Source organism: Oscillospiraceae bacterium, from assembly GCA_034925865.1.
Taxonomy (GTDB): domain Bacteria; phylum Bacillota; class Clostridia; order Oscillospirales; family SIG627; genus SIG704.
In genome coordinates, this window is record JAYFRN010000007.1 from 30,960 (window position 1) to 56,471 (window position 25,512).

Annotated in this window: 24 protein-coding genes; all 24 read right to left on the bottom strand. The window is 47.7% G+C overall.

Annotated elements, in window-relative coordinates:
• Positions 1-2: 2 nt before the first annotated feature.
• On the bottom strand, positions 3-1,340 hold the full coding sequence (gene rimO / locus VB118_04100; GenBank protein MEA4831785.1) for a 30S ribosomal protein S12 methylthiotransferase RimO: 1,338 nt from the start codon (positions 1,338-1,340) through the stop codon (positions 3-5).
• A 1-nt stretch (position 1,341) separates the two neighbouring features.
• Positions 1,342-1,815, bottom strand: a complete 474-nt coding sequence (locus tag VB118_04105) for a RecX family transcriptional regulator (GenBank protein MEA4831786.1) — start codon at positions 1,813-1,815, stop codon at positions 1,342-1,344.
• A 6-nt stretch (positions 1,816-1,821) separates the two neighbouring features.
• Positions 1,822-2,958: a recombinase RecA gene (recA, locus tag VB118_04110; GenBank protein ID MEA4831787.1), complete on the bottom strand. Its 1,137-nt coding sequence runs from the start codon at positions 2,956-2,958 to the stop codon at positions 1,822-1,824.
• Positions 2,959-3,008: 50 nt separating this feature from the next.
• A complete protein-coding gene (prmC, locus tag VB118_04115) occupies positions 3,009-3,860 on the bottom strand; it encodes a peptide chain release factor N(5)-glutamine methyltransferase (protein ID MEA4831788.1) in 852 nt (283 codons plus the stop codon).
• The gene (locus VB118_04120) at positions 3,857-4,909 is read right to left on the bottom strand and encodes a DUF1385 domain-containing protein (GenBank protein ID MEA4831789.1); all 1,053 of its coding nucleotides are present in this window, start codon (positions 4,907-4,909) and stop codon (positions 3,857-3,859) included. Before VB118_04120 ends, prmC begins: the two co-directional genes overlap by 4 nt.
• Positions 4,910-4,925: 16 nt before the next feature.
• A complete protein-coding gene (locus tag VB118_04125) occupies positions 4,926-5,486 on the bottom strand; it encodes a hypothetical protein (GenBank protein ID MEA4831790.1) in 561 nt (186 codons plus the stop codon).
• 13 nt (positions 5,487-5,499) lie between these two features.
• On the bottom strand, positions 5,500-6,651 hold the full coding sequence (hemW, locus tag VB118_04130; protein MEA4831791.1) for a radical SAM family heme chaperone HemW: 1,152 nt from the start codon (positions 6,649-6,651) through the stop codon (positions 5,500-5,502).
• Positions 6,644-8,449: a translation elongation factor 4 gene (lepA, locus tag VB118_04135; GenBank protein MEA4831792.1), complete on the bottom strand. Its 1,806-nt coding sequence runs from the start codon at positions 8,447-8,449 to the stop codon at positions 6,644-6,646. Before lepA ends, hemW begins: the two co-directional genes overlap by 8 nt.
• Before the next feature lie 121 nt (positions 8,450-8,570).
• Positions 8,571-9,044 (bottom strand): SsrA-binding protein SmpB, encoded by a 474-nt coding sequence (gene smpB / locus VB118_04140; protein ID MEA4831793.1) that lies wholly within the window; start codon positions 9,042-9,044, stop codon positions 8,571-8,573.
• 58 nt (positions 9,045-9,102) lie between these two features.
• Positions 9,103-10,449, bottom strand: coding sequence for a DNA recombination protein RmuC (gene rmuC / locus VB118_04145; GenBank protein MEA4831794.1), 1,347 nt, complete (start codon positions 10,447-10,449; stop codon positions 9,103-9,105).
• A 115-nt stretch (positions 10,450-10,564) separates the two neighbouring features.
• Positions 10,565-12,550, bottom strand: a complete 1,986-nt coding sequence (mltG, locus tag VB118_04150) for an endolytic transglycosylase MltG (GenBank protein MEA4831795.1) — start codon at positions 12,548-12,550, stop codon at positions 10,565-10,567.
• Positions 12,551-12,607: 57 nt separating this feature from the next.
• Entirely contained in the window at positions 12,608-13,576 is a 969-nt protein-coding gene (locus tag VB118_04155; protein MEA4831796.1) for a type II CAAX endopeptidase family protein, read from the bottom strand.
• Positions 13,573-14,145, bottom strand: a complete 573-nt coding sequence (locus VB118_04160; GenBank protein MEA4831797.1) for a 5-formyltetrahydrofolate cyclo-ligase — start codon at positions 14,143-14,145, stop codon at positions 13,573-13,575. The genes VB118_04155 and VB118_04160 overlap by 4 nt, the downstream gene beginning before the upstream one ends.
• A complete protein-coding gene (locus tag VB118_04165) occupies positions 14,142-14,723 on the bottom strand; it encodes a DJ-1 family glyoxalase III (protein MEA4831798.1) in 582 nt (193 codons plus the stop codon). The genes VB118_04160 and VB118_04165 overlap by 4 nt, the downstream gene beginning before the upstream one ends.
• 25 nt (positions 14,724-14,748) lie before the next feature.
• Positions 14,749-15,594, bottom strand: a complete 846-nt coding sequence (locus VB118_04170; GenBank protein ID MEA4831799.1) for a GNAT family N-acetyltransferase — start codon at positions 15,592-15,594, stop codon at positions 14,749-14,751.
• 1 nt (position 15,595) lies between these two features.
• Complete coding sequence (locus tag VB118_04175) at positions 15,596-16,261, bottom strand: thymidylate kinase (protein MEA4831800.1); 666 nt, start codon at positions 16,259-16,261, stop codon at positions 15,596-15,598.
• Between the two features lie 3 nt (positions 16,262-16,264).
• Complete coding sequence (locus VB118_04180) at positions 16,265-17,068, bottom strand: WecB/TagA/CpsF family glycosyltransferase (protein ID MEA4831801.1); 804 nt, start codon at positions 17,066-17,068, stop codon at positions 16,265-16,267.
• Positions 17,069-17,111: 43 nt separating this feature from the next.
• On the bottom strand, positions 17,112-18,995 hold the full coding sequence (locus VB118_04185) for an ATP-binding protein (GenBank protein ID MEA4831802.1): 1,884 nt from the start codon (positions 18,993-18,995) through the stop codon (positions 17,112-17,114).
• A gap of 15 nt (positions 18,996-19,010) precedes the next feature.
• Positions 19,011-19,739, bottom strand: a complete 729-nt coding sequence (locus VB118_04190; GenBank protein MEA4831803.1) for a response regulator transcription factor — start codon at positions 19,737-19,739, stop codon at positions 19,011-19,013.
• Positions 19,740-19,920: 181 nt separating this feature from the next.
• Positions 19,921-20,175 carry a DUF370 domain-containing protein gene (locus VB118_04195; GenBank protein ID MEA4831804.1) on the bottom strand — a complete coding sequence of 85 codons (255 nt, stop codon included), beginning with the start codon at positions 20,173-20,175 and terminating at the stop codon, positions 19,921-19,923.
• 389 nt (positions 20,176-20,564) lie between these two features.
• On the bottom strand, positions 20,565-21,797 hold the full coding sequence (locus VB118_04200) for a polysaccharide deacetylase family protein (GenBank protein MEA4831805.1): 1,233 nt from the start codon (positions 21,795-21,797) through the stop codon (positions 20,565-20,567).
• Between the two features lie 29 nt (positions 21,798-21,826).
• Entirely contained in the window at positions 21,827-22,993 is a 1,167-nt protein-coding gene (locus tag VB118_04205; GenBank protein MEA4831806.1) for a DUF3810 domain-containing protein, read from the bottom strand.
• A gap of 426 nt (positions 22,994-23,419) precedes the next feature.
• Positions 23,420-24,364, bottom strand: coding sequence for an RluA family pseudouridine synthase (locus tag VB118_04210; GenBank protein ID MEA4831807.1), 945 nt, complete (start codon positions 24,362-24,364; stop codon positions 23,420-23,422).
• 36 nt (positions 24,365-24,400) lie between these two features.
• Positions 24,401-25,486 carry a branched-chain amino acid aminotransferase gene (locus VB118_04215; GenBank protein ID MEA4831808.1) on the bottom strand — a complete coding sequence of 362 codons (1,086 nt, stop codon included), beginning with the start codon at positions 25,484-25,486 and terminating at the stop codon, positions 24,401-24,403.
• Between the last annotated feature and the right edge of the window lie 26 nt (positions 25,487-25,512).

Below are 25,512 nucleotides of genomic sequence, written 5' to 3' on the forward strand. Positions count from 1 at the left end.
AATTATTTTCCGGTTTCTCTTCCGGTAAGATCATAATCGCAGACGTCTTTTATAAGAACGCTTACAAATTCACCCGCCGGTATTTTCCTGCGCGAGGTGAAATACACTCCTCCGTCTATTTCGGGGGCGTGAGCTTCTGTACGTCCGAAATAGCACTCGCTCACATTGTCATAGCTCTCACATAACACGCGGACTGTACGCCCGATATAAGAAGAATTTATCTCCTGAGCTACAGTATATTGTGTATTCATAATATTGTCAAGCCTGACGGCTTTCGTTTTGGCTGAAATCTGCTTTGGCATCATATACGCGGCGGTATTTTCCTCACGCGAATATTCAAAAGCTCCGAGGCGTCCGAACAACGTGTCCCGTACAAAGCTGTTTAGCAAAGCAAAGTCCTTGTCTGTCTCTCCGGGAAACCCGACCATGACCGTGGTGCGAATCATTATTTCGGGCATATGGCTTCTTAGGCGCTCGATTGCCGAACGGATGATCTCCGCGCCGCCGTGACGGTTCATCGCTTCCAGAACATGATCGGAAATGTGTTGTATCGGAAGATCAATATATTTGGCTATCATGCTGTATTTCGCCATGACCTCGCATAGCCTGTCGGTGATCTTGTCCGGATAGCAGTATAAAAGCCTGATCCATTCGAAATTTATGCCGGGCGTTGTGCACAGCGCTTCGAGAAGATCGGCAAGCTTGTATTCTCCGTACAGGTCGAGACCGTAACGCGTGGTATCCTGCGCGACAAGGCACAGCTCCTTTACGCCGTTCTCGCTGAGCAGCTTTGCTTCCTCAAGTATGCTCTCCATCGTGCGTGATCTGTGCGCGCCGCGTATGGATGGAATCGCACAATACGAACAGCGATTATCGCAGCCCTCCGAGATTTTCAGATATGCGTAATAATCGGGCGTGGACAGAATGCGGCCGCCCTCCATGACAAGCTCCTCCGGAGCGCCGCACTCATAAGTGCCCTCTCCGGTTTCGTAAAGCTTTTTAACTGTTTCTGCTATTTCGGACTCCGCGCCGAGTCCGAGCACGGCATCCGCCTCCGGCAGTTCTTTCTTTATCTGCTCGAAATATCTTTGCGCCATACAGCCGGTAACTATTATACCCTTAAGATTTCTGTTCTGTTTAAGCCATCCGAGATCGAGAATGGCCTCGATAGATTCTTCCTTCGCGCTTTTAATGAACGCGCAGGTGTTCACTATCATTATATCGGCCTTAATATCCTCATCCACGATCTCTATGCCCGCGTCTTCAAGCCTCGAAAGCATGAGCTCTGTGTCCGTCTGGTTTTTCGGACAGCCCATTGTCATAAATCCGACCTTTATCATTCTATGCCTGTTCCTTGCCCTTTTTATAATTTTCCAGGGCTTCGCCCGCTGTCCGGTAATCGTATCCCTGTCTGATCAAGTAATTGAAAAGTTTTTTTGTTTCTTCGGGATTTATATCGTAATTTGCGAAAATCCTTCCCGCGCGTGCCTCAAGACAGCGTAAAGCTCTTTCGGCTTCGTCGAATTCTATCATCCCGGAGACAGATTCTATATATTTTTTCGGAAACCGTTTGATAATGAGAGCATCTTCTATGCGTCGATGTCCGTAAAGCCTTGCTTTTTGCGTTTCGATAACGCGTTCTCCGAATCTCGCGATATTCACGACTCCGCGTTCCGTTAGCTCGCGTATAACCGATTTGATTTCCTCCCTGCTTTCATCAGGCATCCTTTCGGAAAGCCTGTCAAGCAGCATCCTCGGCGTCAGATCGACTCTTTCAAGCAGTGAATATGCTTTCTTTTTTATATCGTCGCGCATATCGTATTATTCGAAAAGATCGTCATTTTCTTCTTCGTCGTCCTCAAGCGCCTCGCTTACCGCAAACGCGCTGGATTCGTTGAGCTTGTCGGCTTGATCGCGGATGCGTTTTTCTATTACCTTCGCCACATCCTGATGCTCCGTTAGCCATTGACGGGCGTTATCCTTGCCCTGACCGATACGCGTTCCCTCATATGAAAACCAAGCTCCGCTCTTGCCGACTATGTCAAGCGCGACGCCCATATCCACAAGCTCGCTTTCTTTGGAAATTCCCTTTCCGTAGAGTATGTCAAACTCCGCAAGCCTGAACGGCGGCGCAACCTTGTTCTTGACTACCTTCGCCTTTATATGGTTGCCGATAATGTCGGTTTTGTTTTTAAGCTGCTCGCCGCGGCGCACGTCGATTCTCACAGAGGTGTAGAATTTAAGCGCCTTGCCTCCGGTTGTGACCTCGGGATTGCCATACGCTATGCCGACTTTTTCGCGTAGCTGGTTGATGAAAATCAGAACGCATTTGCTCTTTGACACAGCGCCGCACAGCTTTCTCAGCGCCTGAGACATGAGCCTGGCCTGAACTCCGATTGAGTTCTGACCCATGTCGCCCTCGATTTCGGATTTCGGAACAAGAGCCGCGACCGAGTCGACGACGAGCGCGTCTATCGCGTTGCTTCGCACAAGAGCCTCCGCGATTTCAAGAGCCTGTTCGCCGCAATCCGGCTGGCTTATAAGAAGATTGTCTATATCCACGCCGAGAGCTTTCGCGTATAAAGGATCGAGAGCATGCTCCGCGTCTATAAAGGCGACCTCTCCGCCCTCCTTCTGCGCCTCCGCTATTATATGAAGGGCAACGGTGGTTTTGCCGGAGGATTCAGGACCGAAAATTTCAATGACTCTTCCGCGCGGAACCCCTCCGATACCGAGTGCGATATCGAGCGAAATGCTGCCGGTGGAAATTGCGCTGACTGTCATGCCGACATTGTCCCCGAGCTTCATAATTGAGCCTTTTCCGCATTTCTTTTCTATCTGGCTGATCGCTGTCGCAAGCGCCTTTTTCTTGGCCGCCGCGGGATCGAGCTTTTCGTCTTCACCGTCAAGCAGATCTTCTTCGTCGACCTTTTTTGTCGATGCCTTTTTTGCGCTCATATTTTTTTCCGTCCTTTTATGTAAATTACGAAATTTCGTTTATGAGTTGATTATATCATATCATTTTGCGTAATGCAATACTGTTTTGCTTCTATTATCTGTTTTCCGGCGGCGCACGCGTCAAACCCGAATTCCTTCGCGATCGCGCATACGTCGTCTTCGGCCTCGTATCCGCATTCGAGGTATATCCTTCCGCCTTCGCGCAGAAGCGAATGCGCGACCGAAAAAATCCTTCGGTAAAACCTGAGTCCGTCCTCACCTCCGTCGAGAGCAAGCGCCGGTTCTGATTTTACGTTGCGGGGAAGCACAGATATGTCGGCGGATTTAATATACGGCGGATTTGATAATATCGCGTCGAATTCTCCGCACTCTTTTATGCCGTCTTCAAAAATATCCGTTTTTAAAACCGTCAGCCTGTCAGAAACGGAAAAGCGCATTGCGTTCTTCGACGACAGCGAAACGGCTGTATCCGATATATCGGCGGCAACACCTGAAGCATCCTCTCTTTCACAGAGAAGCGACACGGCGATGCATCCGCTGCCGCAGCACAGATCGGAAAATCTTCCGTTATCAGGCAGCTTATCCGCGCACAGTTTCACGAGAGCCTCGGTTTGGGGACGCGGGATCAAAACCCCTTCACATACCTCGAATTCTCTGCCGAGAAAATATTCGCTTCCTATATAATATTGAAGCGGATATCCGCCGCAAAGCCTCGAAGCGTCTTTTATCATTACTCCGGCCGTTTCATCGGATATTTCCGCGTTTCCCGCCCCGACAAGCTCCGGATAAGCATATCCGTGTTTTTCGCACAGTGCGCGAAGCATTGTGCCGAAGGTGAAATAATCGGGGAGCTTTTCAGAATATACCGCTCTGAGAGATGATTTAAGCGCGGCTGATGTCATTTTTCGCCTTGATCTTGCGCCGCCGGCGCTTCTGATCCTGATTGAATGTCCTTCTGAGCGTCGGGAAGCTTTATTCCCTCAAAAATATCCTGCGGCCCGAATTCGTCGGGCAAAGCGGATTTAAGCGCGACAATGGCGACCTCAATCTGGCTGGCGTCCGGCTCGCGCGTGGTAAGCCTCTGCATCCACAGACCAGGAGCGGTTAACGCACGCACGAATGCATTGTCGTGTTTTCCGGAGTATATGATTATCTCGTATCCTATGCCGACAAGAAGCGGAATCGAAAGAACCTTATAAAGCGTATAGAGTATGCTGTTTTTTGCCGCGTCGCCCATAAGCGACGAAATGATTATCGAAAGCACGATGCCGAGAAGCATCATTACAATAAGAAAGCTCGTGCCGCAGCGGGGATGGAATCTCTTTTGCTTTTTGATATTTTCAACCGTAAGCGGCAATCCCTTTTCATAGCAGAAAATGCTTTTATGCTCCGCTCCGTGGTATTCAAAGGTCCGGCGCATATCCTTCATAAGCGTAACGAGCGATATGTATCCGATGAAAATAACTATCTTGATTAATCCCTCGAAGATCTTTGCCGGGACGCGCATATCGGAGGATTTGAACAAGGCGCCGGATAAAATAGCCGGCAGATATATGAATAAAAAGACGGAAAGGACGAGCCCGAGCACCATTCCGATTGCGGACACGACTGTCATAAGCGATTTCCCGAACGTCTTGTCAAGCCATTTTTCAAATTTCGTTTCAGACTCGATTCCACCGGTTGCGGCGTCTGCCGAAAAATTTATCGTCGAAAACGACAGCGTCATCATCTCTATAAAGTTTACGACTCCGCGGAGTATTGGCAGCTTTAAAATTTTTACACGATCCTTTATACTGTCGTTTTTGTGCGTGTCGGTCACAATTCCGCCGGAGGGCGTTCTTACCGCCGTGCAGTGTTGTTTTTTGCCCCGCATCATCACGCCTTCGATGACGGCCTGACCTCCGACAGAGGCAATTCTCGGATTCCGCGTTTTTTCCTGCTTTGATTTCACTTTAATCGCCGTTCCTTTATTTGAATTTTATATATGATACCATGGCGTCCGCTTCGCTCAGGTGAAGCTCGTAATTATCCGCAAGAGCGGTATAGGTTATTATATATAAATAGCCTCCGTGGACGCAAAAGGTTTGCTTGAATTGATATCTGTTTCCCGAGATATCTCCCTTGAAGACAACCGAATATGCAGAATATTCGCCGATCTTACCTTCGGTCATGTCGCCGACAAGCTCCACATTTCCGAAATTCTTTTCATATTCGTCCGGAAAAAGCCCCTCGACATATGACTTTAATCCCTTGCTTTCGAAATCTTTATCCGGCGTAAATGTCGCGACAGAAACGCTTGACGGATCTGATATGCCCGCGTATACTCCTGTCATTCCTTCATTTTTGTCAAGAATCCAGCCCTTGGGATAATAAAAATTATAATCAACCGCGGGGTTTTCCGCGAGGACATAGCCTTCGGGCGTATCCGTTTCCTTGTTCACCGCCTCAGTGCATGAGACAAGCGAGAATACCGACAGCGCGGCAATCAGAAGCGCGGCAACAAGCGCGAGACCTTTTCTTGATTTCATTTGTATTTCCCCTTTATATTAGTTCGGCAATCATTGAGTTTGAAACGAAGAAGCCCTCTGGAGTGAAGCTGATTCCATCCTCCGCTGAGCATACGGCGCAAAGCCCCAGGGAAGCAAACTTTTTGGCGGACAAGAGAATCCTTATCCTTTTTTCTTCAAATTCCGCTCTGTCGCATATGATTTCGGCTAGCTTTTCAAATTTCAAGCCTTCGGTTGTCCTAAGCGAAAGCATTATATATTCCTCCGCCGCTTCGGAAGGCTTCATGCTCACTGCGTCATATATGCGTTGTCCCCCGCCGTTGATATATCCGCGTATATCCGGTTCGGCGTGGAACCGCGAGCCGTTCATAAACGAGTGCGCCCCAGGTCCGAAGCCGAGATAATCATCGCGGCGCCAGTATTTAAGATTATGACGGTTTTCGTGACCTGGCTGCGCGAAATTTGATATTTCATACTGCGTCAATCCGGCGTCTCCGGCCGCCTTCACCGCGGAAAGATACATCTCTCTTTGAATATCATCGCTCGGATAATCGTATTTCGCCGATGCCATAGGAACGGAATCGGAAAGCGTCAGCGCGTACATCGAAAGATGCTCCGGGTGCATACCGAGAGCGGCATTGACCGAATTCATCCACCTTTCAAGCGTTTGATACGGCAGAGCGTACATCAGATCGAGCGAAAGCTCCTTAATGCCAGAGCTTCTGACAGCCTGGACGGCGCGCAGCGTGTCCGTGTTCCGATGAAGGCGTCCAAGCGTCTCAAGCTCGCTGTCAGACGCGCTTTGCATTCCGAGACTGACCCGGTTTACGCCCGCCGCCGACAGAGAATCGAAATATTTTTTGATCCGGTCGCCGTCCCCGGAGGCGACCACCGGATTTGCCTCCGACGTTATTTCCGCGCCCGGTGAAATATGAACCGATTTATCAATGGCCGAAATAATCCTGTATATGTCGCCGGGATCGATGAGCGATGGCGTGCCTCCGCCGAAATAAACGGTGTCCGCCTCGTAACCGTACGTAATATCGCCTGATTCAGCGATATCATTTAAAAGCTTATCGATATATTCCGGCATAAGCGCGGAGTCCGTCACAGAATAAAAATCACAGTACGCGCATTTCCTTTTGCAGAACGGGACATGAATATATATCCCGAGCTTTTTATTCATCAAGCTTCAATACCGCCATAAACGCCTCCTGAGGAACCTCGACCGTTCCCAGCGAGCGCATCTTTTTCTTGCCTTCCTTCTGCTTTTCAAGCAGTTTCTTTTTTCTTGTTATATCTCCGCCGTAGCATTTGGCAAGCACGTCTTTTCTCATCGCTTTGACGGTTTCCCTTGCGATTATTCGTCCGCCTATTGCCGCCTGTACCGGAATTTCAAAGAGCTGGCGGGGTATGTTGTCCTTGAGCTTTTCCACGATCCTGCGTGCGCGGGCATATGCCTTTTCGGAATGCACAATGAACGAAAGCGCGTCCACGATATCACCGTTTAAAAGTATATCGAGCTTTACAAGCTCGGACTTTTCATATACCGGCGTTTCGTAATCAAGCGAAGCGTATCCTTTGCTCTTTGATTTAAGAGCGTCAAAAAAGTCATATATTATTTCGTTGAGCGGCATCAGGTAATGAAGCTCTGTGCGGTTGCCCGGCTGGTACTTCATGTCGACGAATATGCCTCTTCTTTCCTGGCACAGCTCCATTATATTTCCTACGAATTCAACCGGCGTCATTATCGACGCCTTCACGACGGGTTCAAAAGCCGTCTTTATCGTGTCCGCGGACGGATAATTCGTCGGATTGTCTATAGAAACGGTTTCGCCGTTTGTAAGCTCTACTTTATATATGACGCTCGGAGCGGTCGTGATGAGATCAAGATCGAATTCTCTCTCAAGACGCTCCTCTATTATTTCCATATGCAGCAATCCCAAAAAGCCGCATCTGAATCCGAAGCCGAGAGCGACCGATGTCTCCGGCTCGAACGAAAGAGAGGCGTCATTGAGCCTTAATTTTTCGAGCGCGTCGCGCAGATCAGCATATTTTGCGCCGTCTGCCGGATATATGCCGCAGAAAACCACCGGCAGCGCTTTTTTAAATCCCGGCATCGGCTCGTCCGCGGGATTTTCCGCGCTCGTTATTGTGTCGCCTACACGCGCCATGGACAGATTTTTTATAGAACCGGTCAGATATCCGACCTCTCCGGCTTCAAGCTTTTCAGTCGGCTCAGAGCCGAACGCCCTTAGATATCCGAGCTCGATTATTTCGAATTCCGCTCCTCCGGCCATCATTTTTACCAGCTGTCCGCGTTTGAGAGTGCCTTCAAATAACCTGTAATAAACGACCACGCCCTTATACGCGTCGTAATACGAATCGAAAATCAACGCCTTTGGCGCCGCGTCCGCATCTCCCGTCGGAGCTGGGATGTATTTAACGATCGATTCCAACACGTCCTTTATATTCTGACCGGTCTTTGCGGATACGCACGGAGCTTCATCGGCGGGTATTCCGATTATCTCCTCTATTTCCTTTTTCGCGTTTTCAATATCGGCGGCGGGCAGATCGATTTTGTTGATTACCGGCACAAGCTCGAGATTGTGGTCTATCGCGAGATACGCGTTGGCAAGGGTCTGTGCCTGTATGCCCTGAGTCGCGTCGACAACGAGCAGTGCGCCTTCGCAGGCGGCCAATGAACGCGAGACTTCGTAGTTGAAGTCCACATGCCCGGGAGTGTCGATGAGGTTCATCTCATATATCTCGCCGTCGTCAGCTTTATATGACATTTTAACCGCGCGGGATTTAATCGTAATGCCTCTCTCACGCTCGATATCCATATTGTCCAAAAGCTGTTCTTCCATGTCACGTGAGCTTACGGTGTCGGTAAGCTCGAGAAGCCGGTCGGCAAGCGTGGATTTGCCGTGGTCGATATGCGCAATTATACAGAAATTTCTGATTTTGTCTTTTCGATTCATATTATTTTCTTCTTAAGGCGCGCCGTATTTATTTACTGCGGCGTTCAGTTCAAATTTTTAATTGCCGGCTTAAAACAAAATTGAGTTTCTTACAGGCTTCTTTTCAAAGAAGCCGTCCTTTTTATTCTCCGCGTCCGCCATTCTTTTCAAAGCGCTGTGTTTCGCGTTCGCGGTCTATTTCGGCTGAGGCTTCACGCTTGTCATACAGCTTTTTACCCTTGCAGAGACCGATTTCCATTTTGACAAGCGATCCCTTCAGATAAACAGCCAGCGGCACGAGCGTATATCCGTCCTTTTGGGAGAGGCTCATGAGCTTGAGAATTTCGCGCTTATGCATCAAAAGCCGGCGTTTTCTTCTCGGATCTTCATTTGAAAAGCTCCCGGCGTCATATGGATTTATGTGTATATTCAACGCGAATATCTGTCCGCCGGTTACTTCGCAGTAGGAATCCTTGAGATTGACATTACCGGCTCTGACTGATTTCACTTCGGTGCCGCAAAGCTCTATGCCGGTCTCGTATTTTTCCTCTACGAAGTAATCGTGATACGCTTTTTTATTGTTTGATATTATCTTAATGCCTGTCTTCTCCGGCATAATCAACGATTCCTTTCATGACCGGTATTTCCGGTTTTCTTTTAGGTCTCCGGCTGGCTTATTCGTCAATCAGCTTTGCCGACTCCTCGGATTCCAACGCGGAGACATCGCGTAGCCTGCGGTTTATTGCGCGGGTACGGGTGGTAATGAGCTTGTCCAGATCGTCATGCGCGGCCTCGATCCTCGTGCTGACGGATTGAAGCACCTGTTCGAATTTTCCGAATTCCGTCTTGACCGCTCCCAGCGTCTCCCATACCTCCGAGCTGCGCTTTTGAATGGCGAGCGTCTTGAAGCCCATCTGCAGGCTGTTCAGCAGCGCGGCGGTGGTCGTCGGCCCGGCAATATTCACGCGGAACTCATTCTGGAGTGTTTCAATCATTCCCATCCTGACGACCTCAGCGTAAAGTCCCTCGGTCGGGAGGAACATTATGGCGAAATCAGTCGTCGCGGGCGGGCATATGTATTTATCTCTTATTTCTTTGGCGAAATCCTTTATCCTTCGTTCCAGAACCGCGCGTGCGCTTTCAACGGCTTCGGGAGATCCCGTTTCATACGCGTCGAGCAGTCTTTGATAAGCGTCCGTGGGGAATTTTGAATCGATAGGAAGCAGCACGGGTGCGCCGTTTTCCGCTCCGGGGAGCTTCACCGCGAATTCAACCCGGCGGTTTTTTACGATCTCTGCGTTTAAAACATATTGTTCAGGCGACAATATCTGCTCGAGGATCGCGCCAAGCTGTATTTCTCCCAATATGCCGCGCGTTTTTACGTTTGACAGCACCTTTTTAAGGTCTCCGACACCGTTTGCAAGCGTCTGCATTTCTCCAAGTCCGCGGTAAACCTGCTCAAGCCGTTCGCTGACATCCTTGAAAGAGCGGCTTAGTCTTTCTTCAAGCACCGTCTGCAGTTTTTCGTCTACAGTGGAGCGTATCTCCGAAAGGCTCTTTGCGTTTTCGGCTCTTTGCTTTTCTGACGTTGTTTCAAGCGAGCGTCTGAGCTCCTCGCTGTTCTGCTCAAGCGAGCGTCTGAGCTGCGCGCTGCGCTCGTCAAGCGAGGCGATTGATTCCGTAACGGCTGCTCTTAATGCGATTTGGCTTTGGGTGAGCGAAACACGCATATCCTCAATGCGCTTTTCCTGCGCGGAGAACACGGCGCGTTGGGATTCTGAAAGGGTTGCGGCAAAGCCGTTCATCGCGGTCTGATATGCTCCGGAGGTTTCCTGCTTAAGCCGGGACAGCTCATCGCCGGATCGACGGTCGCTCTCCTCGAAACGGATCATCAGTCTTCTGATATCCTCGCTTCCGGCGGAATCCGATTTGATTTTCAAAAGGCGGATGTAAATAATCGTAAACGCGGTGATCGAAACGGCAAGAGCGGCCGCCGAAAGAATTATTGCTGCTGTGTCCATATTGCCTTCATTTCTTTATATCCTTCGGATATTATTTCCTGTCCGGGTTACCGCTCAATACGCTGCCACGCGGGCAGAAGACTCTGCGTCCGCGTCCCGGGCAAAGCTTGCAAGCTCAAAGCGATCCTTCTTTTTTCTTCCTGATGTTTTCGTTTTGCTCGGCAAGCGTCTTCGCGAATACGGTCGTGCCGTCGGTCGCGGCGAGGAAGTAATAATAATTCGTATTTGCCGGGTCAAGCGCGGCGTTTATCGCCTCAAGTCCCGGATTGCATATAGCTCCGGGGGGAAGCCCGTTAATCTGATATGTGTTGTACGGATGATTGATCAGCGTATCATCATGCGTAAGCACTTCCTTATGCTCCGGCAGCAAATACTGGATCGTGGCGTCTGATTCAAGCTTTGGAAATGCCGACGAATTGAGGCGGTTGTGAAAGACGCTTGAAACATTGGCGAATTCACTGTAAAACTTGGCTTCTTTTTGTATTATCGACGCAAGAGTTATAACCTGATCGAGCGTCATGCCCAGCTCCTTGATCCGGTCATATTTTGCCTGCGTAAATTTGCCTTCGAAATTGGAGAGGAACTTGTCTATTACGGCAACCTCTCCCGAATCGGAATAGAATTGATACGTATCCGGATACAGATATCCTTCAAGGCGATATTTTCTGTCAGAAGAAAGCGACGCGAAATCGATATTGTCCATAAAGGTATATTTGTAATCATAATTCTGGATGGCATCGATATATTTTTCTCTGGTGCCGATTCCGTTGGAGACAAGCATATCTATAATCTCATCAACGGTCATGCCCTCGGCAAAGACGATTGTTTTAATCGTGCGTTTTGGCTTTTTGAGTTTTATTTCATAAACAAGCTCGTCATAATTCATCTTAGCGTTCAGCGTATATGTTCCCGCCACGAAGGTAAGATTTTTGTTGCGGTATTTATATCCGATATAAAGCTTGAATGCGTCGGCATATTTAATTAAACCGTCAGATTCGAGTATATCGCCCACCTCCGACACTGTCGCCAGTTCCGGGATAGTGACCTCCGAGGTTATATCATCCTTTACAAAGGCAAATACATCGTTTGCCGTGCGTATTCCGACGATGGCAAGTCCCACCGAAATGGCAATAATGACCGCAAGATATACAAAGGCCTTTATAAGTACCGCGATTACGCCGCCCTTGTCGCGCACCTCGACATTTTCATCCGTTTCGTTGAATTTTTTCTTTTTTGTCTCTGCTGCGGACGGATCATATACCGCGGGCTTTTCGATGTCCGGTTTTTTGACCAGGGCTGCTTTTGTTCCGATGACTGTCCGCGAGTCTCTTTCTGAAAATGAAGACACCGTATTTACTGTCGTCGATATTCTTGTTTTTCCCAAGTCATCCGCACCGGCGACACCGGTATTTAAGCCGGAAGTGCCATGAGCTTTTTCTGTCTGCTTCTCCGCGGAGGAGCGGTTTTCCTGCGGATGCCGAGAGCGTTTTTCGAAGGCTTCGGCTTTCCCCCTCGGACTCTTTTTGTTTTTTGACATGAATTTCAATAAGGCTTTTTTTATAGACCGCCATCCGGCGGCACATTGCTTTTTAATAAAGCTCCAGAAGACATAAAGCATGGCCGCTGCCGCGGCAAACGCGGTTTTAAGCGTTTTGCTCGCTTTTAATGCTGATATGCCGGGCTTTTTCACCGAGGCTTTTTCGGATTTGCTCCTGTTTTCCGGGCTGATGTGTCTGCGCGGACTATTCTTGCTTTTCGACTTGTTTTCTGAGTCTGATTTATGTTCAGCCTTATTAAGCTCCGGGTCGGAAATTTCCTTCGCCGCGGCATTTTTACCTGAATATGCTGTGTCGCGTTCATATACTGCCGCGGTTTCGGTTTTACGTACCGCATTTGAAGCCGCCTCAGGTATAACCTCGGATTTTTTCCGATTTATGACATCGGATATGAGTATGTTCTCTTCAAATTTATCCTGAGCTTTGACCTTCGCCGCTTTATCGGGAGTCCGGAGCTCGCCATCCGCTTTTTTTGAGTCGGCTGCAATGTCTCTTACGGCACGGCGGCGGACATTTTTATTCATATGTTCAGAATTATCGGCCATTTTTACCTTTCCGCCTCACGGTCTGATGCCGGAGGCTTTTTTGCCGGGAGGCTTTTATTATAGAAATTCCGCTGCTTTCAGCAGAAAATAAGCGATCATAACAAACAGCGTTGGAGACAGAAATACCTCGCGCAAACGCGCCGGAAGCTTTCCGAAAGTCAATTCGATCCCGCTTTCGCCGCCGTCGCCGCCTGCGGGCTCCGCGGCTATCATCCTGGATTCGAGCGCGTGCCGCTTTCCCGCGCGCGTATGCTCCGATTTACGGAAATACATATGTTCTGCTCTTGAGAGCATGAGAATTAAAAAAATTAAAAATATCGCAATCAGGGCAAACAGGAATACGACCATTCCGCCAAGCTGTCGTATGTATACAAGAAAGCTCTCTTCAAACGTGATATTTATCGCGTTGTTTGCTACGTGCAGTATTATGGCTGGCAGGCACGAATCGCATACGACAGTGAGCATTCCCAATACAAGCCCGGCATAGAAATAAAATAAAAAGTTTTCAAAGGAAAAATGGAGCATCGCGAACGCAAGCGAGCTGACGATCACCGCGACGCCGCCTCCGTACATCCTGTATTCGCCGAGGATCACGCGTCTGAATACAAGCTCCTCCAAAATGGCGGGCAGCGCAATCAGACAAATCACGACAAGCAACTTATTAGAGCCGTATACCGAAGCGTCAACCGCGTTCGGAGTGTTTACATACGCGCCGTCGAGAAAGAAATATCCGACATATTTAAGAATCGCTATGCCTGCGAAATACATCAGAAAGCCCTCGATGGTAAGCGGGACCGCGTTTATATCTTTTATTTTAAATCCCGACGCTCCGAAAAAGCGAATCTTCCTGACCTGACAATAGAACGCCGTGGGAAGGAGAAATACGAGGAATTGAATGATCGCCACAGACAGGAACGGATTTGCGCTTATGCTGTTTGCAAAGCTGATAAGCGAAGGCGAAAAGCTCGTCAGTATGAATATGACACAGATATACAGCGGCGTGGTAAGCGCGGGCTTTACCTTCATGGACGGATCGTGCTCCTTTCGGTGACAAGGATATCGAATCTGACGTCGTAAATTCCCTCAGGTATATTTCCGGCAGGAACGAGCTGCTTTTCAAAGATCGCGCACAGCACGGTGACGTTGAATTTTGCGAAAAATCTATCGTAATATCCCCCGCCGTATCCCAGCCTTCGTCCGTCGCATCCCGCGACGACCGCCGGTGTTACGCAAAGAGCGCCCGACGGATTTGTTATCACCGGACATATTTCTGTCGGTTCGGGAATTCCGAAAAGTCCCGGTTCGAGCTCGTTTTCTGATTTGACGGCATAAAAATCCATTTTTCCGCCTTTAATGCACTTTGGGAATCCGACTGTCTTACCGTCAGAAATGGCTTTTCTGAATAAATGCCGTATATCGACTTCGTTATTGATCGGATAATACAAAAGTATAATGTTTGTGTCCAGATATTCGTCCAGTTCGGAAATCCTGGCGGAAATATCGGCGGAAGCGGAATTTATATATCCGCTTTCCAGAGAAGCGCGGCGCTTAAGATATTCGCGCCTTATAAGTGCTTTTTGTGCCTTTGTGTTCATTTTACGCGGTATATGGGAGCTGATGGAGGATAACACATGGCGCGGCGGATATCTTCGGCCTTTTTATCACCTGATATTTCGGCGGTTATGACGAATCCGAAATCGGCCGCGGTGCCGGCTCCGCGGGAGGTTATGATATTTTTGTCTATTACAACCGCTTCGCCGCGTATGTCCGCGCATTCAAGCTCTCCGGTCATTGAAGGATAGCATGTTGCCGACTTGTCTCTCAATATTCCGAGATCGGAAAGAACAGTCGGAGCCGCGCATATCGCGGCCAGCATGACACCTTTTTTATCCGCTTCCGTCAATAAAGCGGAAAGGGCGGCGCATTTTTTTAAGTTTTCAACTCCCAGCCCTCCGCCGGGAAGGATCATCACACATGTATCGGCAAAGGCGTGAGATTCGGAAATTGTCATGTCGCAAACAATCTCTATCCCATGCGAGCCTTTTACGGTTTTGCGCTGCGGGTAAACCGAAACCATTTTCACCTGCGCTCCAGCTCTCCTGAGTATATCGACAGGGGTCACAGCCTCTGTTTCTTCAAAGCCGTCGGCAAAAAAAACGTATATTGTATCCAAATCTATTTATACCAGCCTTTCCACATCAGTTAAGAAGATAATTAAGCGTTCCGCCGCAGTCGGTGATATCTTTTATATCAAGCCCACTGTCCCGGGATATCACCGCGGCCATCGCGCATGGCTTTCTGAGTACAGCAAGTCCGGTTCCTTTGGGAAAAGCGCTGTCGGATGCCGACGTAAGCTTGATCCCGTCATGTATTTTTTCAGCCAGTAAAAGCTGTTCGCCAAATGAAAATGAAAATGAATAAGCTGTTTTTGAATCCAATGTCAGCGCGTATGCTTCGGGAGAAAAAATAACGGAGGCATACGATCTTTTGGCGGCGGAAGTATATTCTTCATATAATAATAATATTATTCGACTGTCAATGGGTGAAATATTTGTAAACTTATCACTCAGACGTACAAATCCGCGGGGCTTTCCCTGCCTGGAAGAGAATTCGTCTTCGGAGATCACCGTATATTCAGTATCGAAAGCGGTCTTGAATCCAAACCTGGAATAAAAGCCGAACAGCGGCGGGCTTTGGGGAATCGTTATAATCGCTTCGATGCCTTCGGTTCTGAGCTTTTCGGAAGCGAACGCATACAGCCCGGAAAACAGCCCTCCCCCGCGAAATTCGCGAGCGGTTGCGCAGGCATACATATACGATGCCCTGTGTTCACGCTTTCCGAGCTTGATTATAACAGGTACGAATTGCGCCATTGAAACCGGCTCCGCTCCGTAAAAAGCGGCGAGCGTCATGCCGGGCTTCCAGATTATTTTATAGAATCTTTCGGAAAACGCTCTGTCATTTTCTCCGAACGCCTGAATCCATAAATCAACGAGCTTCGGTATATCGTGTAATCCGGCTTCTCTGAATTCCGGCAAATTCATTTCACATAAGCTCCTTCTTTTCGAAAAATCCCTTGACGTAAACATATACACGGTCGGCAATTTCCTCACGTGAGAGCATTTTGCCATCGTCTGTGCATATTATCCGCGTCCATCCGAGCTTTTCGCAGGCGAAGATAGCTGCGGAGCGCGCGGCGGAAAGATGGACGCGCGTCTCATGGATATCCTTTTTATCTCCGCGCGCTTCAATAAGCGCGAGTGAATTTTCGACCGGTACGTCAAAAAACAGCGTCATATCCGGTTTTGGCAGCCCCAAAAGCCCGAATTCATATCCGTAAAGCCATTCCAGGAAAGAGTCTCTCTTTTCGTTTGGCAGCTTCGCAAGCTGATGAATGGCGTTAGCGGTGGTATATCTGTTTGATAATATTATAGTTCCGTTGTCATAATCCTTTTTCCAGTCAAGCATATATGACGCATATCTGTCGACCGCGTAAAACGAGGATGCGGCATATGGATTGACGATGTTTGGATCGGTACCGTAAGCTCCTGACAAATATTGCTCCACACATGCGCAAGCCGGGGAGCCGTATTGAGGAAAAGTGAGCTTTCTGACAGCGAGTCCTTCGCTTATAAGCTTTTCATACAGAAGCTCCCACTGGGTTTTTTTACCCGAACCGTCCAGCCCGTCTATGGCTATCATTATTCCCATTATCTATCTAACCTTCCGGTGATTTCTTTTGATTTTATATACGACCGCGCCAAAAATATACTTAGGCAGCTTCATCATGCGTCCTATTCTCGACGGTTGTTTGATAAGCCGGTAAAGCCATTCCGCGTTGCATTTTATAAACAGTCGGGGCGCGCGCTTTACCAGTCCGGCATACCCGTCAAGACTTCCGCCAAGCGCAAGTATCGCGCCGGTATTGATTTTTTTAATATTTTCGCATATCCACTTTTCCTGGCGCGGCGCGCCGAGGCATACGAACAGAATATCGGGAGACGCCGCATTTATTTCTTTTATTATTTCCCGCGTTTCTTCCGGCTTGAAAAATCCATCTCTCCATCCGGCGACACACAGCCCCGGATATTTTTCGCACAACTTTTCCGCCGCGGTTTCCGCAACCGCTTTTTGTCCTTCCCGTGCCGGCTTCGCTCCGAAGAAATATACCGTTTTGCCGTGATTCGCGGCATATTCGCACATTTTCAATCCGAGATCATATCCCGCGACCTTTTGTTTCAGCGGAGTTCCGAGAATTCTTGAAGCTAAAACAACTCCGGCTCCGTCCGGTATAACAAGATCGGCGCATGCTATGAGCTTGGCGACCTCCGCGTCTTCCTCACATATTTGCGCGATCTCCGCGTTTGGCGTGAAAACCGTAAAGCCCGTATGTTCCCTGCGTTCCAGAGCGGCGGCGACAACGTCCCGGGCCTGATCCATAGTGACATTGTCGAACAATACATGTCGCACGGCTATTCTTCCGGGCAAGCTGTCATTTATTGTTTTTTTGTCTGTCATAATTTACCCATTTGTTTGATCCTTTGCTTTGATCTTTCGTTTTTCAAGGCTTTCTTGTTCCGTTAATCTCCGTATTCGCGCCGTTTTTCCCTGCGGAATTCACCGTGTGCGCCTCCGGAATGAATATATATACCGTCGTTCCCTTATCAAGCTCGCTTTCTATGACGATTTTGCCTCCGTGTGCGCAGACGATTTCGTTTGCGATCGAAAGGCCGAGCCCGGTGCCTCCTGTCTGTGAGGATCTCGCCTTTTCAACACGGTAAAAACGATCGAAAATATGCGGGATATCCTCCTTTGGTATTCCGATTCCGTTGTCCTTTACGATATATACAACATAGTTGGCCTTTGGCAGTCCTTCAATATTATCACAATATCTGTAGAATACGCTGATTGCAATATTTCCGCCGTCCGGAGTGTACTTTATTGCGTTTTGAATCACGTTGATCATCACCTGCGCTGTTCGTTCCCGGTCGGCGTAAAGCATAGGAACGCTTTCGTCTGAGCAGGAGGCAACAAGGCTGTGCCGGTGCTGTCCGGCTTCGGTGCCGAGCATTTCCACGCAGTCGCGCATTAACGCGGCAGGATCAAAATACGACGGATCCCAGGATAGACGGTTGTTGTCAAGCCGGCTGATCATCAACAAATCGCGGACGATCCTCGTCATTCTGTCTGATTCGTTTACGACCATTTCAAGAAAATGCGCTCGTATCTCCGGCGGCATATCAGGATCCTCTATCACGCTTTCTGTCGCGCCTTTTATGCCTGTAAGCGGGGTTCTCAGTTCATGTGAAACGGTCGCGACAAATTCACGCCTTGACTTTTCAAGTTCGAAATGCTCCGAAACATCATGCAGAACGGCTATGATTCCGCCATACGGTTTATTATCGAGCTCTATATTGAATTTGCCTATGCTTATGTCTATCATTTTACCTTTGTATGAAATTTCTCTGAAAGCAATAGAACGGAAATCCGGTGAAAATATTACCTCTGACGATGTCGGAAGTGATAAAAGCGATATGAACTCGCCAAGCGGTATTCCTTTTTTTGTCTCGGAAAGATCAAGCAGCTTCACTGCCGTCTGATTTATCTGTATCGGCGCGCCGGAGGGGTCAAAGGCGACGACGCCGTCGTTCAGATAAGCAAAAATAGTTTCGAGTTTTTCGCGTTCTCCCGTCACCTCGTCCAGCGTCCTCTTCAGTTCTCCGGCCATCTTGTTGAACGTCCGTGTCAGCACTCCGATCTCATCTCGCGAATGAACCGGAAGCTTTTCAGAAAAGTCTCCCGACGCAAGCTTGGCGGCGCCTTTGGTAATATCAAGTATCGGAGAAGTGATCGCCCGCGAAAGCGAGAACGACAGCACAAGCGCTATAACAAGACCGATGATAAGCGCCTGCATTATAATGGTAAAAACGGTCCATGCGAATTCGTGCATCTCCTCCCGAGTATCTGAAATATAAATAATACACGAGCGCGTGGAAACGACATCGTCAGATTCTGTCAGATTTGCGGAAAGGCAGAGGGCATAATCCATGACGTCGCTTCCGACGAGCTGTTTTGAAGAATTCCTGCCGTTGATGGCGGACAGCAGGTTGTTTGTTTTTTTAACCGAATTTGTCGATGAGGACGACGTTTTCAACACCTCGCCAGAAGCGTCGAGCACATAAAAATCACGATTGACATCTATTCCGAGCTGTCCGGAAAAGGCGTTGAGTATATCGTAAAGCTCTGTCTCGTAATTAACCGAGGCAAGCGCCTTCGTAAGCCGCTCCTTCATTTTGGGCGTAAAGCATTGGTCCATCTGCCTGACAAAGCCGTCTGTGTAAAAAACAAACACATTGTTTAAAAGTATTGTTCCTACGACGGTCATGACAGAAAAGATGAACAGAACGAGAATCAGAACGATTTTAACTCGAAGGCGTTTATACATAATTCCATTTGTGCATTACGGGGCTATAAATATATAACCTGTTCCGCGCCGCGTTTCTATATATTCCGGATATTCGGAATTTCCGGATATTTTCTTTCTCAGGCGGGTCACGGTAACGTCAACCGTGCGTATGTCGCCGTAAAACCCTTCGTATCCCCACACTTTTTCCATTAATTCCTCGCGGGTATAAACGCGGTTTGCATTTTTCGCCAGGAAAACAAGCAACTCATATTCCTTTTTCGAAAGAGATAGCTTTTCTCCCGCGCGCGTTACTTCATAGCTCGTATTGTTTATCACAAGCTCTCCGACCTTTATTATATCCGCGCTGAGGCGTTCCTGAACAAGCTCGTTCGAATATCTCCTGATATTCGCCTTTATGCGGCTGATAAGCTCTGGTATGCTGAAGGGCTTTGTAAGATAATCGTCCGCGCCAAGCTCGAGCCCCGTTATCTTGTCGGTCTCTTCTTCTCTTGCGGTAAGCATTATTATCGGCGTGTCCTTTTGTCTTCTGATTCGGCGGCATACCTCAAAGCCGTCCATTATCGGCAGCATCAGGTCGAGTAAAATGAGGTCATATTTGCCGTCAAGAGCCTCTTCGAGTCCGCATTTTCCGTCATAAACGCACATGGCGTCAAAGCCGGAACGTTTTATGTTGTATGATAATATCTCGGCTATGTTCTTTTCATCCTCGACAATGAGTATTCTCTTTTTTTCAACAGCCGGTGAACTGGTTTTTTTATCCATTAAGGCTTATCCTCCGGTTATATTTGTTAACGCGGCGATTATTAAAACAGTAATTAAATAAGTCTTGTTTTATAAGAAAGAAAATCCATATACAAGAGCCTTTTCTCTCTTTTAGCGGTAATTATTTAATTGCCGAGTTAATAAACCCGCGCTTTTAATAAATTATTATCTTATTGCCGTTTTAATAACGCTCCACCCTTCCGGCAAGCGTGGCGGGAGAAACATTCGTTTGATAGAGGCGCACGCCCTTTTTGCGCGTACCCGCAAGGATAAAGGATTTGGGTATGTCGTTGGAAATTACCGTGAGCTTTTTGTCATCCTGTGTTTTTTTTAAAAAAGCGCGTGTCACCTTCGACACTGTTGAATTATCAGCGTCGATTATCGCGATTACATCGCGCTTCAATATCGAAAAATTATTGCCCGCATGCAAAAACATTTTATGCTCCTTCGGGGTAACGCTTAAGGCCCCTTTTGGAAAAGGGGCCTTAAGAATCCCCTAAAACTCATATTGGGTTTGTACGTGTTGTTGTATTATACTGAGGGATAATGTTAAAGCCTTTTTTGGAAAAGGGGCCTTAAGAATCCCCTAAAACTCATATTGGGTTTGTATGTGTTGTTGTCGCTTATACTGAGGGATAATGTTAAAGCTATTTTTGGAGAGGGGTCATAAGAATAGGGAATTCTTTAGAGGACAAAGTTTGAATTCACATGCCGGTAAGGCGGTTGCGTTTGAAAAAGCAAAGCGGAATTGATATCTTTAAAATGAGCTTTTTGGGGCCGGGGACTTTTTCGCGAAAAAGTCTCCGGGCGTACCTCTTCCCCCAATTAATTTGCCTTATCAAAAATTACCGCGTTGGTTTCGTCTACGGTAAAAAACGACAGCACGTCATGCTCTCCGACATAATCGTGTAAAAGCTTCAGGATTTCCAATGTATTGTTTGCAGAGGTAAATCCTATTATTGAAATGTCCGATTCATTCATCTGATTCTTCAGCATTTCAAATGAGGCGGAAACTTTGTACTTACCGTCCTTGGACGGGATATTAACCTCGCACAGCGAACATCCCATCGCCGACAGCTTATTATTTAGCATATCCGCATCGTAATCAACTCCGTCGGATATTCTGATCAGGCGAGTTTTTCGCTTTAATACCTTCAACAGCGCGCTTTGAGCGCTGTTTATCTCGATTACGGCATTGTATTCGTTTCCGGAATCTATCCTTATTCCTATGACATGACCGTCAATGGCGGCTCTTCTCACAAGCGAAGGCGATGATATAATCTCGTCAGCTGTAAAAAATATTGTTGCCGATAAATCATTCTCGCGCAAATATTTTAATATGCTTTCCGCTCTGTCACCGGAAAAATCCGTAAAAGTGAGCGCGATCGCGCTGGTGTTTACCTCCGGCTCCTGGGGATTGGGAGGATCCATGGTTTCCGTCGGATCTATGGTTTCCGTCGGATCCGTTGTATCGGGAGGATCAGGTGGATCGGGAGGATCGGGGATCACAACAGGTCTGAACGATTCTGTCAGCTCAAGAAGCGTCAGCTGTGCCGACGAATCCTTCAGCCTCACATAAAGCTTTCCGTCATATGTGTCAGTTTCTAATTTTACATCCAGAATCGGCGCATATTTAGCGGGCAGATAAGACACTTCGTTGTGGGTTACCGTGTTTACAGGCAGCCAGCCGTTGTTATATTTGATTCTATCGGGCCGTTGAGAGGTGTATGAAATGTAAGAATGTGTTCGGGTGTTTTCTATATAAAATGCTCCAACTCCCGTCGAGCTCCATGTTATATAAGAAAACTCGAGAAACATATCCACCGGAATATATAAGTTTTCATTAATGTCTTTAAAATACGGCTGAGTTTGATTTGATGTAAAGACGCGGTCGTTTACATACATTTTTGGAATATCTGCGGCTTCCGCTCCGGGTGCGGTATAAAATAACAGAGAGGCCGAAAGGCACATCGCGACGCATAAAACCGACGCAATGAGCTTCATCGAGCGATTATTATGGATTGTGGATCTTTTCTTTTTCTCACGAGTGTTTTTCATTTTATTGGCGTTACTCCGCATTATTGGCGTTACTCCGCAAGATACGTTTTGTATATATAGTTGACGGTCATTTTTGTGATCAATGAATAGCTGACCACTCCGGATTGCTGCCCCTGACTCTTAAGATAGCCGTCGTTTATTTTTGAGGCCGTTTCAGCATAAATATTTTTTTCATATTTTTTGAAAAATTCCGAAAAAGCGCTGTATTCGCCTGATATTTTTTTATTTAACCTCGCGGCGGCGGTGTAATAACGGTCCTTGTTTGTTTTATACGCGGAATTCGCTATCGTTGAATAGACATCGCAAAGTCCGGCGTATCTTATAAAATCGTCATCGCTTTCAAGGCACACGAGAAGAGCGATAAAGTTTGCTTCGTTTTCAAACGCGACTCCGCGCTGATGCGCGCATTCGTGCGCGGCGGAATATGCTATCACATAATCAGGATAATTTATGTTTACGTTTGATTCTCCGGTGAAAAATGTATATACGCCGGATACATGAGTATATGTCCACGGCTCCGAAAGCATCACAGGCTTTGCTCTGAAGCCTTTATTCTGTAAAAAATCATATTTTGAGCAAAGTGAATCAACGGCATTGTTGATTTTTGAGGACAGCGCCGCAAAGCTCGTCAGGCATAAGGACGCTCCGCGCTCGTTATATGTAACCTTTTCGCAGGAGGTATTCAGCTCGTCGATAAACCAGTCAAGCACATTAAAAAGCTTATCTTCGTCTATGTCACCGCCTATGCCGAGATGCTCCTCGACGCTTACGCGCCTGTAACATGGGGCAAAGGTTATGACAAACAGGTCAAGCACGACAAGGCACACCATAACGATAACGGAAAATCCGCGTGGGAACCGTGCTCTCGCATCGCCGAATATCACGCGGAACAGGTATACTATAAGCGATATAAGCACAAAAACCGTGAAGACACAGAAAAACAAAGTCAGAACCTCCGCCACCGAAAACGGAGCGACTGACATAACGGCTCCAAGAGTCCATCTGACTTTTGACGCCGCTTGGGAAGAAAACCATTCAGCAAAATCCCTGTTATAAGCCATTACGGCATAAAGCACGGCGCAAATGGCGGAAAAACATATGAGAGAAAAGAAAACCGGACGCCGTTTTATAAAAAGAGTAATCGGTTTTCCTGGCTGCTTCTTGATTTTTGATGCCTTTTTCTTATTCATTATCATAAGGGGATCATTTGATCCCGGATCGTGTATATATGGTAATTGCGGTGACAATATGAAAAGATCCCGCAATAACTTGTTATTCTGTTTATTGTTAATTAAATAATAATTAAGCCGATGTGTCAAAGGCGTTCTCTTTTTGACGTAATGATACGCGTTAATAATTATTATCTGATTGTTTCTGAAATAATATTAAATTTTATGATTTTTTATATAAAAATAATAAAAACGCATACGATAGTGAGGAAAATATGATAAAACAATGATTGCGCAGGTGGCAATCAATGGATACTGAACTCCAAAATCAACGATTTGCGTTAAAAAACGGCATTATTCAGTATACATTATTCAGCTCGAGCTTTGCCGTGACATTGAGGAGAAACGCGGCGGATAATATTGTCTGCGATTCAATAAGGCGTGTTCTTTTTATCAGTTCAGCTCCGCGTTTAAAGCTGCGGAAAAATATTTTACATATTCAGCTCCGAAAAGAGCCTCCGCACAGACGCGAAAATCCTCCGGCACAGGAGCGACCGCAACGACATCATCTCCGGTTTCCGGATGAGGGAACGAAACGGACAGGCAATGGAGCGCCTGCCGTCCGATCAGCCGGCTTTCTTCGCCGTAAAGCGCGTCACCGAGAGGTAAAAGTCCTATACCGGCAAAATGAGCTCTTATCTGATGTGTTCTCCCGGTGACCGGATTCACCAGAACCAGGTGATATCCGTTTACAGACACCAAAACGCGGTATTTCGTCAAAGCGAAACAGCCTTCCGGATCGTTTTCGCTTCCCGCAATATCGCTTTTTTTTTCAATCGTCTCTCTCTTTATCGGATTGCCCGGGACGCGACGGATATTCAATGATATCTCTCCGCGGATTTCGCTGTTTTCCGGAAAAGCTCCGCGGACAATGAGAATATATTTCTTTTTAAAGCGGCCGTCATGGAGAGCGAGCAACCCGGAAATTTTCGAGGCGGCGACGCGGTTTTTCGATATGACGACAACCCCGCTCGTATCGCGGTCAAGCCGTGTGGCACAGCGGAAAACATAAGGCGACGGCAGATAAGCCGTGACGCGCGCGGCAAGTGTGTCGCCACGCAGCTTTTTTACGGGATGTACGGCAAGAAACGGCGGCTTGTTTATGCATAAAAGCGCGCTGTCTTCGTAAATAATATCAAGCGGAGCGTCAAATGGTTCCACTCCCGCGGATGAATGCAGGTCTTCAATCTCAAGCCGGACAATATCTCCGGCGCGCAGAATATATCTTACGGTAACCTCAACACCGTTCACCGTTATTCCGGTCTTTTTCGCTTTCAGAGAGGAAAGCGCCATACGCCCCATCCCCACCTTGCTCCTGGCAAAGGTGCGGAGAAGCATACCGGCGCATTCCTCACCGATAATATATTCCACGGATCAGATTACCGGGACTATCCAGCCGAATTTATCTTCGGCGCTGCCCCACTGTATGGCGGTTATAGTGTCGTAAAGCTTCTGTGAAAGCTTTCCGATTTTTCCGTCGTTGATTATCATTTTATAATTTCCCTCGGCAAGCTCGCCGACAGGGGAAATAACGGCGGCCGTGCCTGTGCCGAACACCTCTTTAAGCTCGCCCTTTTTATACGCGTCCTTGATCTCGTCGATCGAAATAAGTCTCTCAGATACGTTGAGTCCCCAATTTCTGAGGACGGCAAGACAGGAATCACGCGTAACGCCCGGAAGAAGGCTTCCGCCGAGCATCGGTGTGACGATTTCGTCGCCGATCACGAAGAAAACATTCATTGTGCCGACTTCGTCGACATATTTTCTGTGAACGCCGTCGAGCCAGAGAACCTGTGAATAGCCGATGTCATGCGCCTTTTTTTGCGAACGGAGCGAAGCCGCATAGTTTCCGCCGGCTTTCGCAAAGCCGATTCCGCCCTTGACGGCGCGGACATATTCGTCCTCAACATAAATCTTGACCGGATTTAATCCTTCGGCATAATATGCGCCGACCGGAGAAAGGATGATTGAGAAAATATATGTGTCGGACGGGCATACGCCGAGATGAGGATCCGTCGCAAAGATAAACGGACGGATATAAAGCGAGGTGCCGACATCGTTCGGAACCCAGTCGCTGTCGACCTTTACGAGCGCTTTAATGGCGTCGAGAACATAATCCGGATCCACCTGCGGAATGCAGAGGCGTTCGTTTGTGTTGTTCATTCTTTCTATATTTTTCTGAGGCCTGAAAAGCTGAATCTTTCCTTCTTTGGTTTTATATGCCTTCAGACCTTCAAACATTTCCTGGCCATAATGAAAGACCATTGCGGAGGGATCAAGAGAAATGTTCTGATACGGAACGATTCTTGCGTCGTGCCAGCCCTTTCCCTCGGTGTAGTCCCATAAAAACATATGGTCGGTAAAGTACTTGCCAAAGCCGAGCTTTGTATAATCGGGCTTTGTCTTCTTTTTGTCGGTAAGCCGTATTGTTATTTCGAGCGGCTTTTTATCCTGTGCCATAACTTGCCTCCGAACTTCTGCCGCAA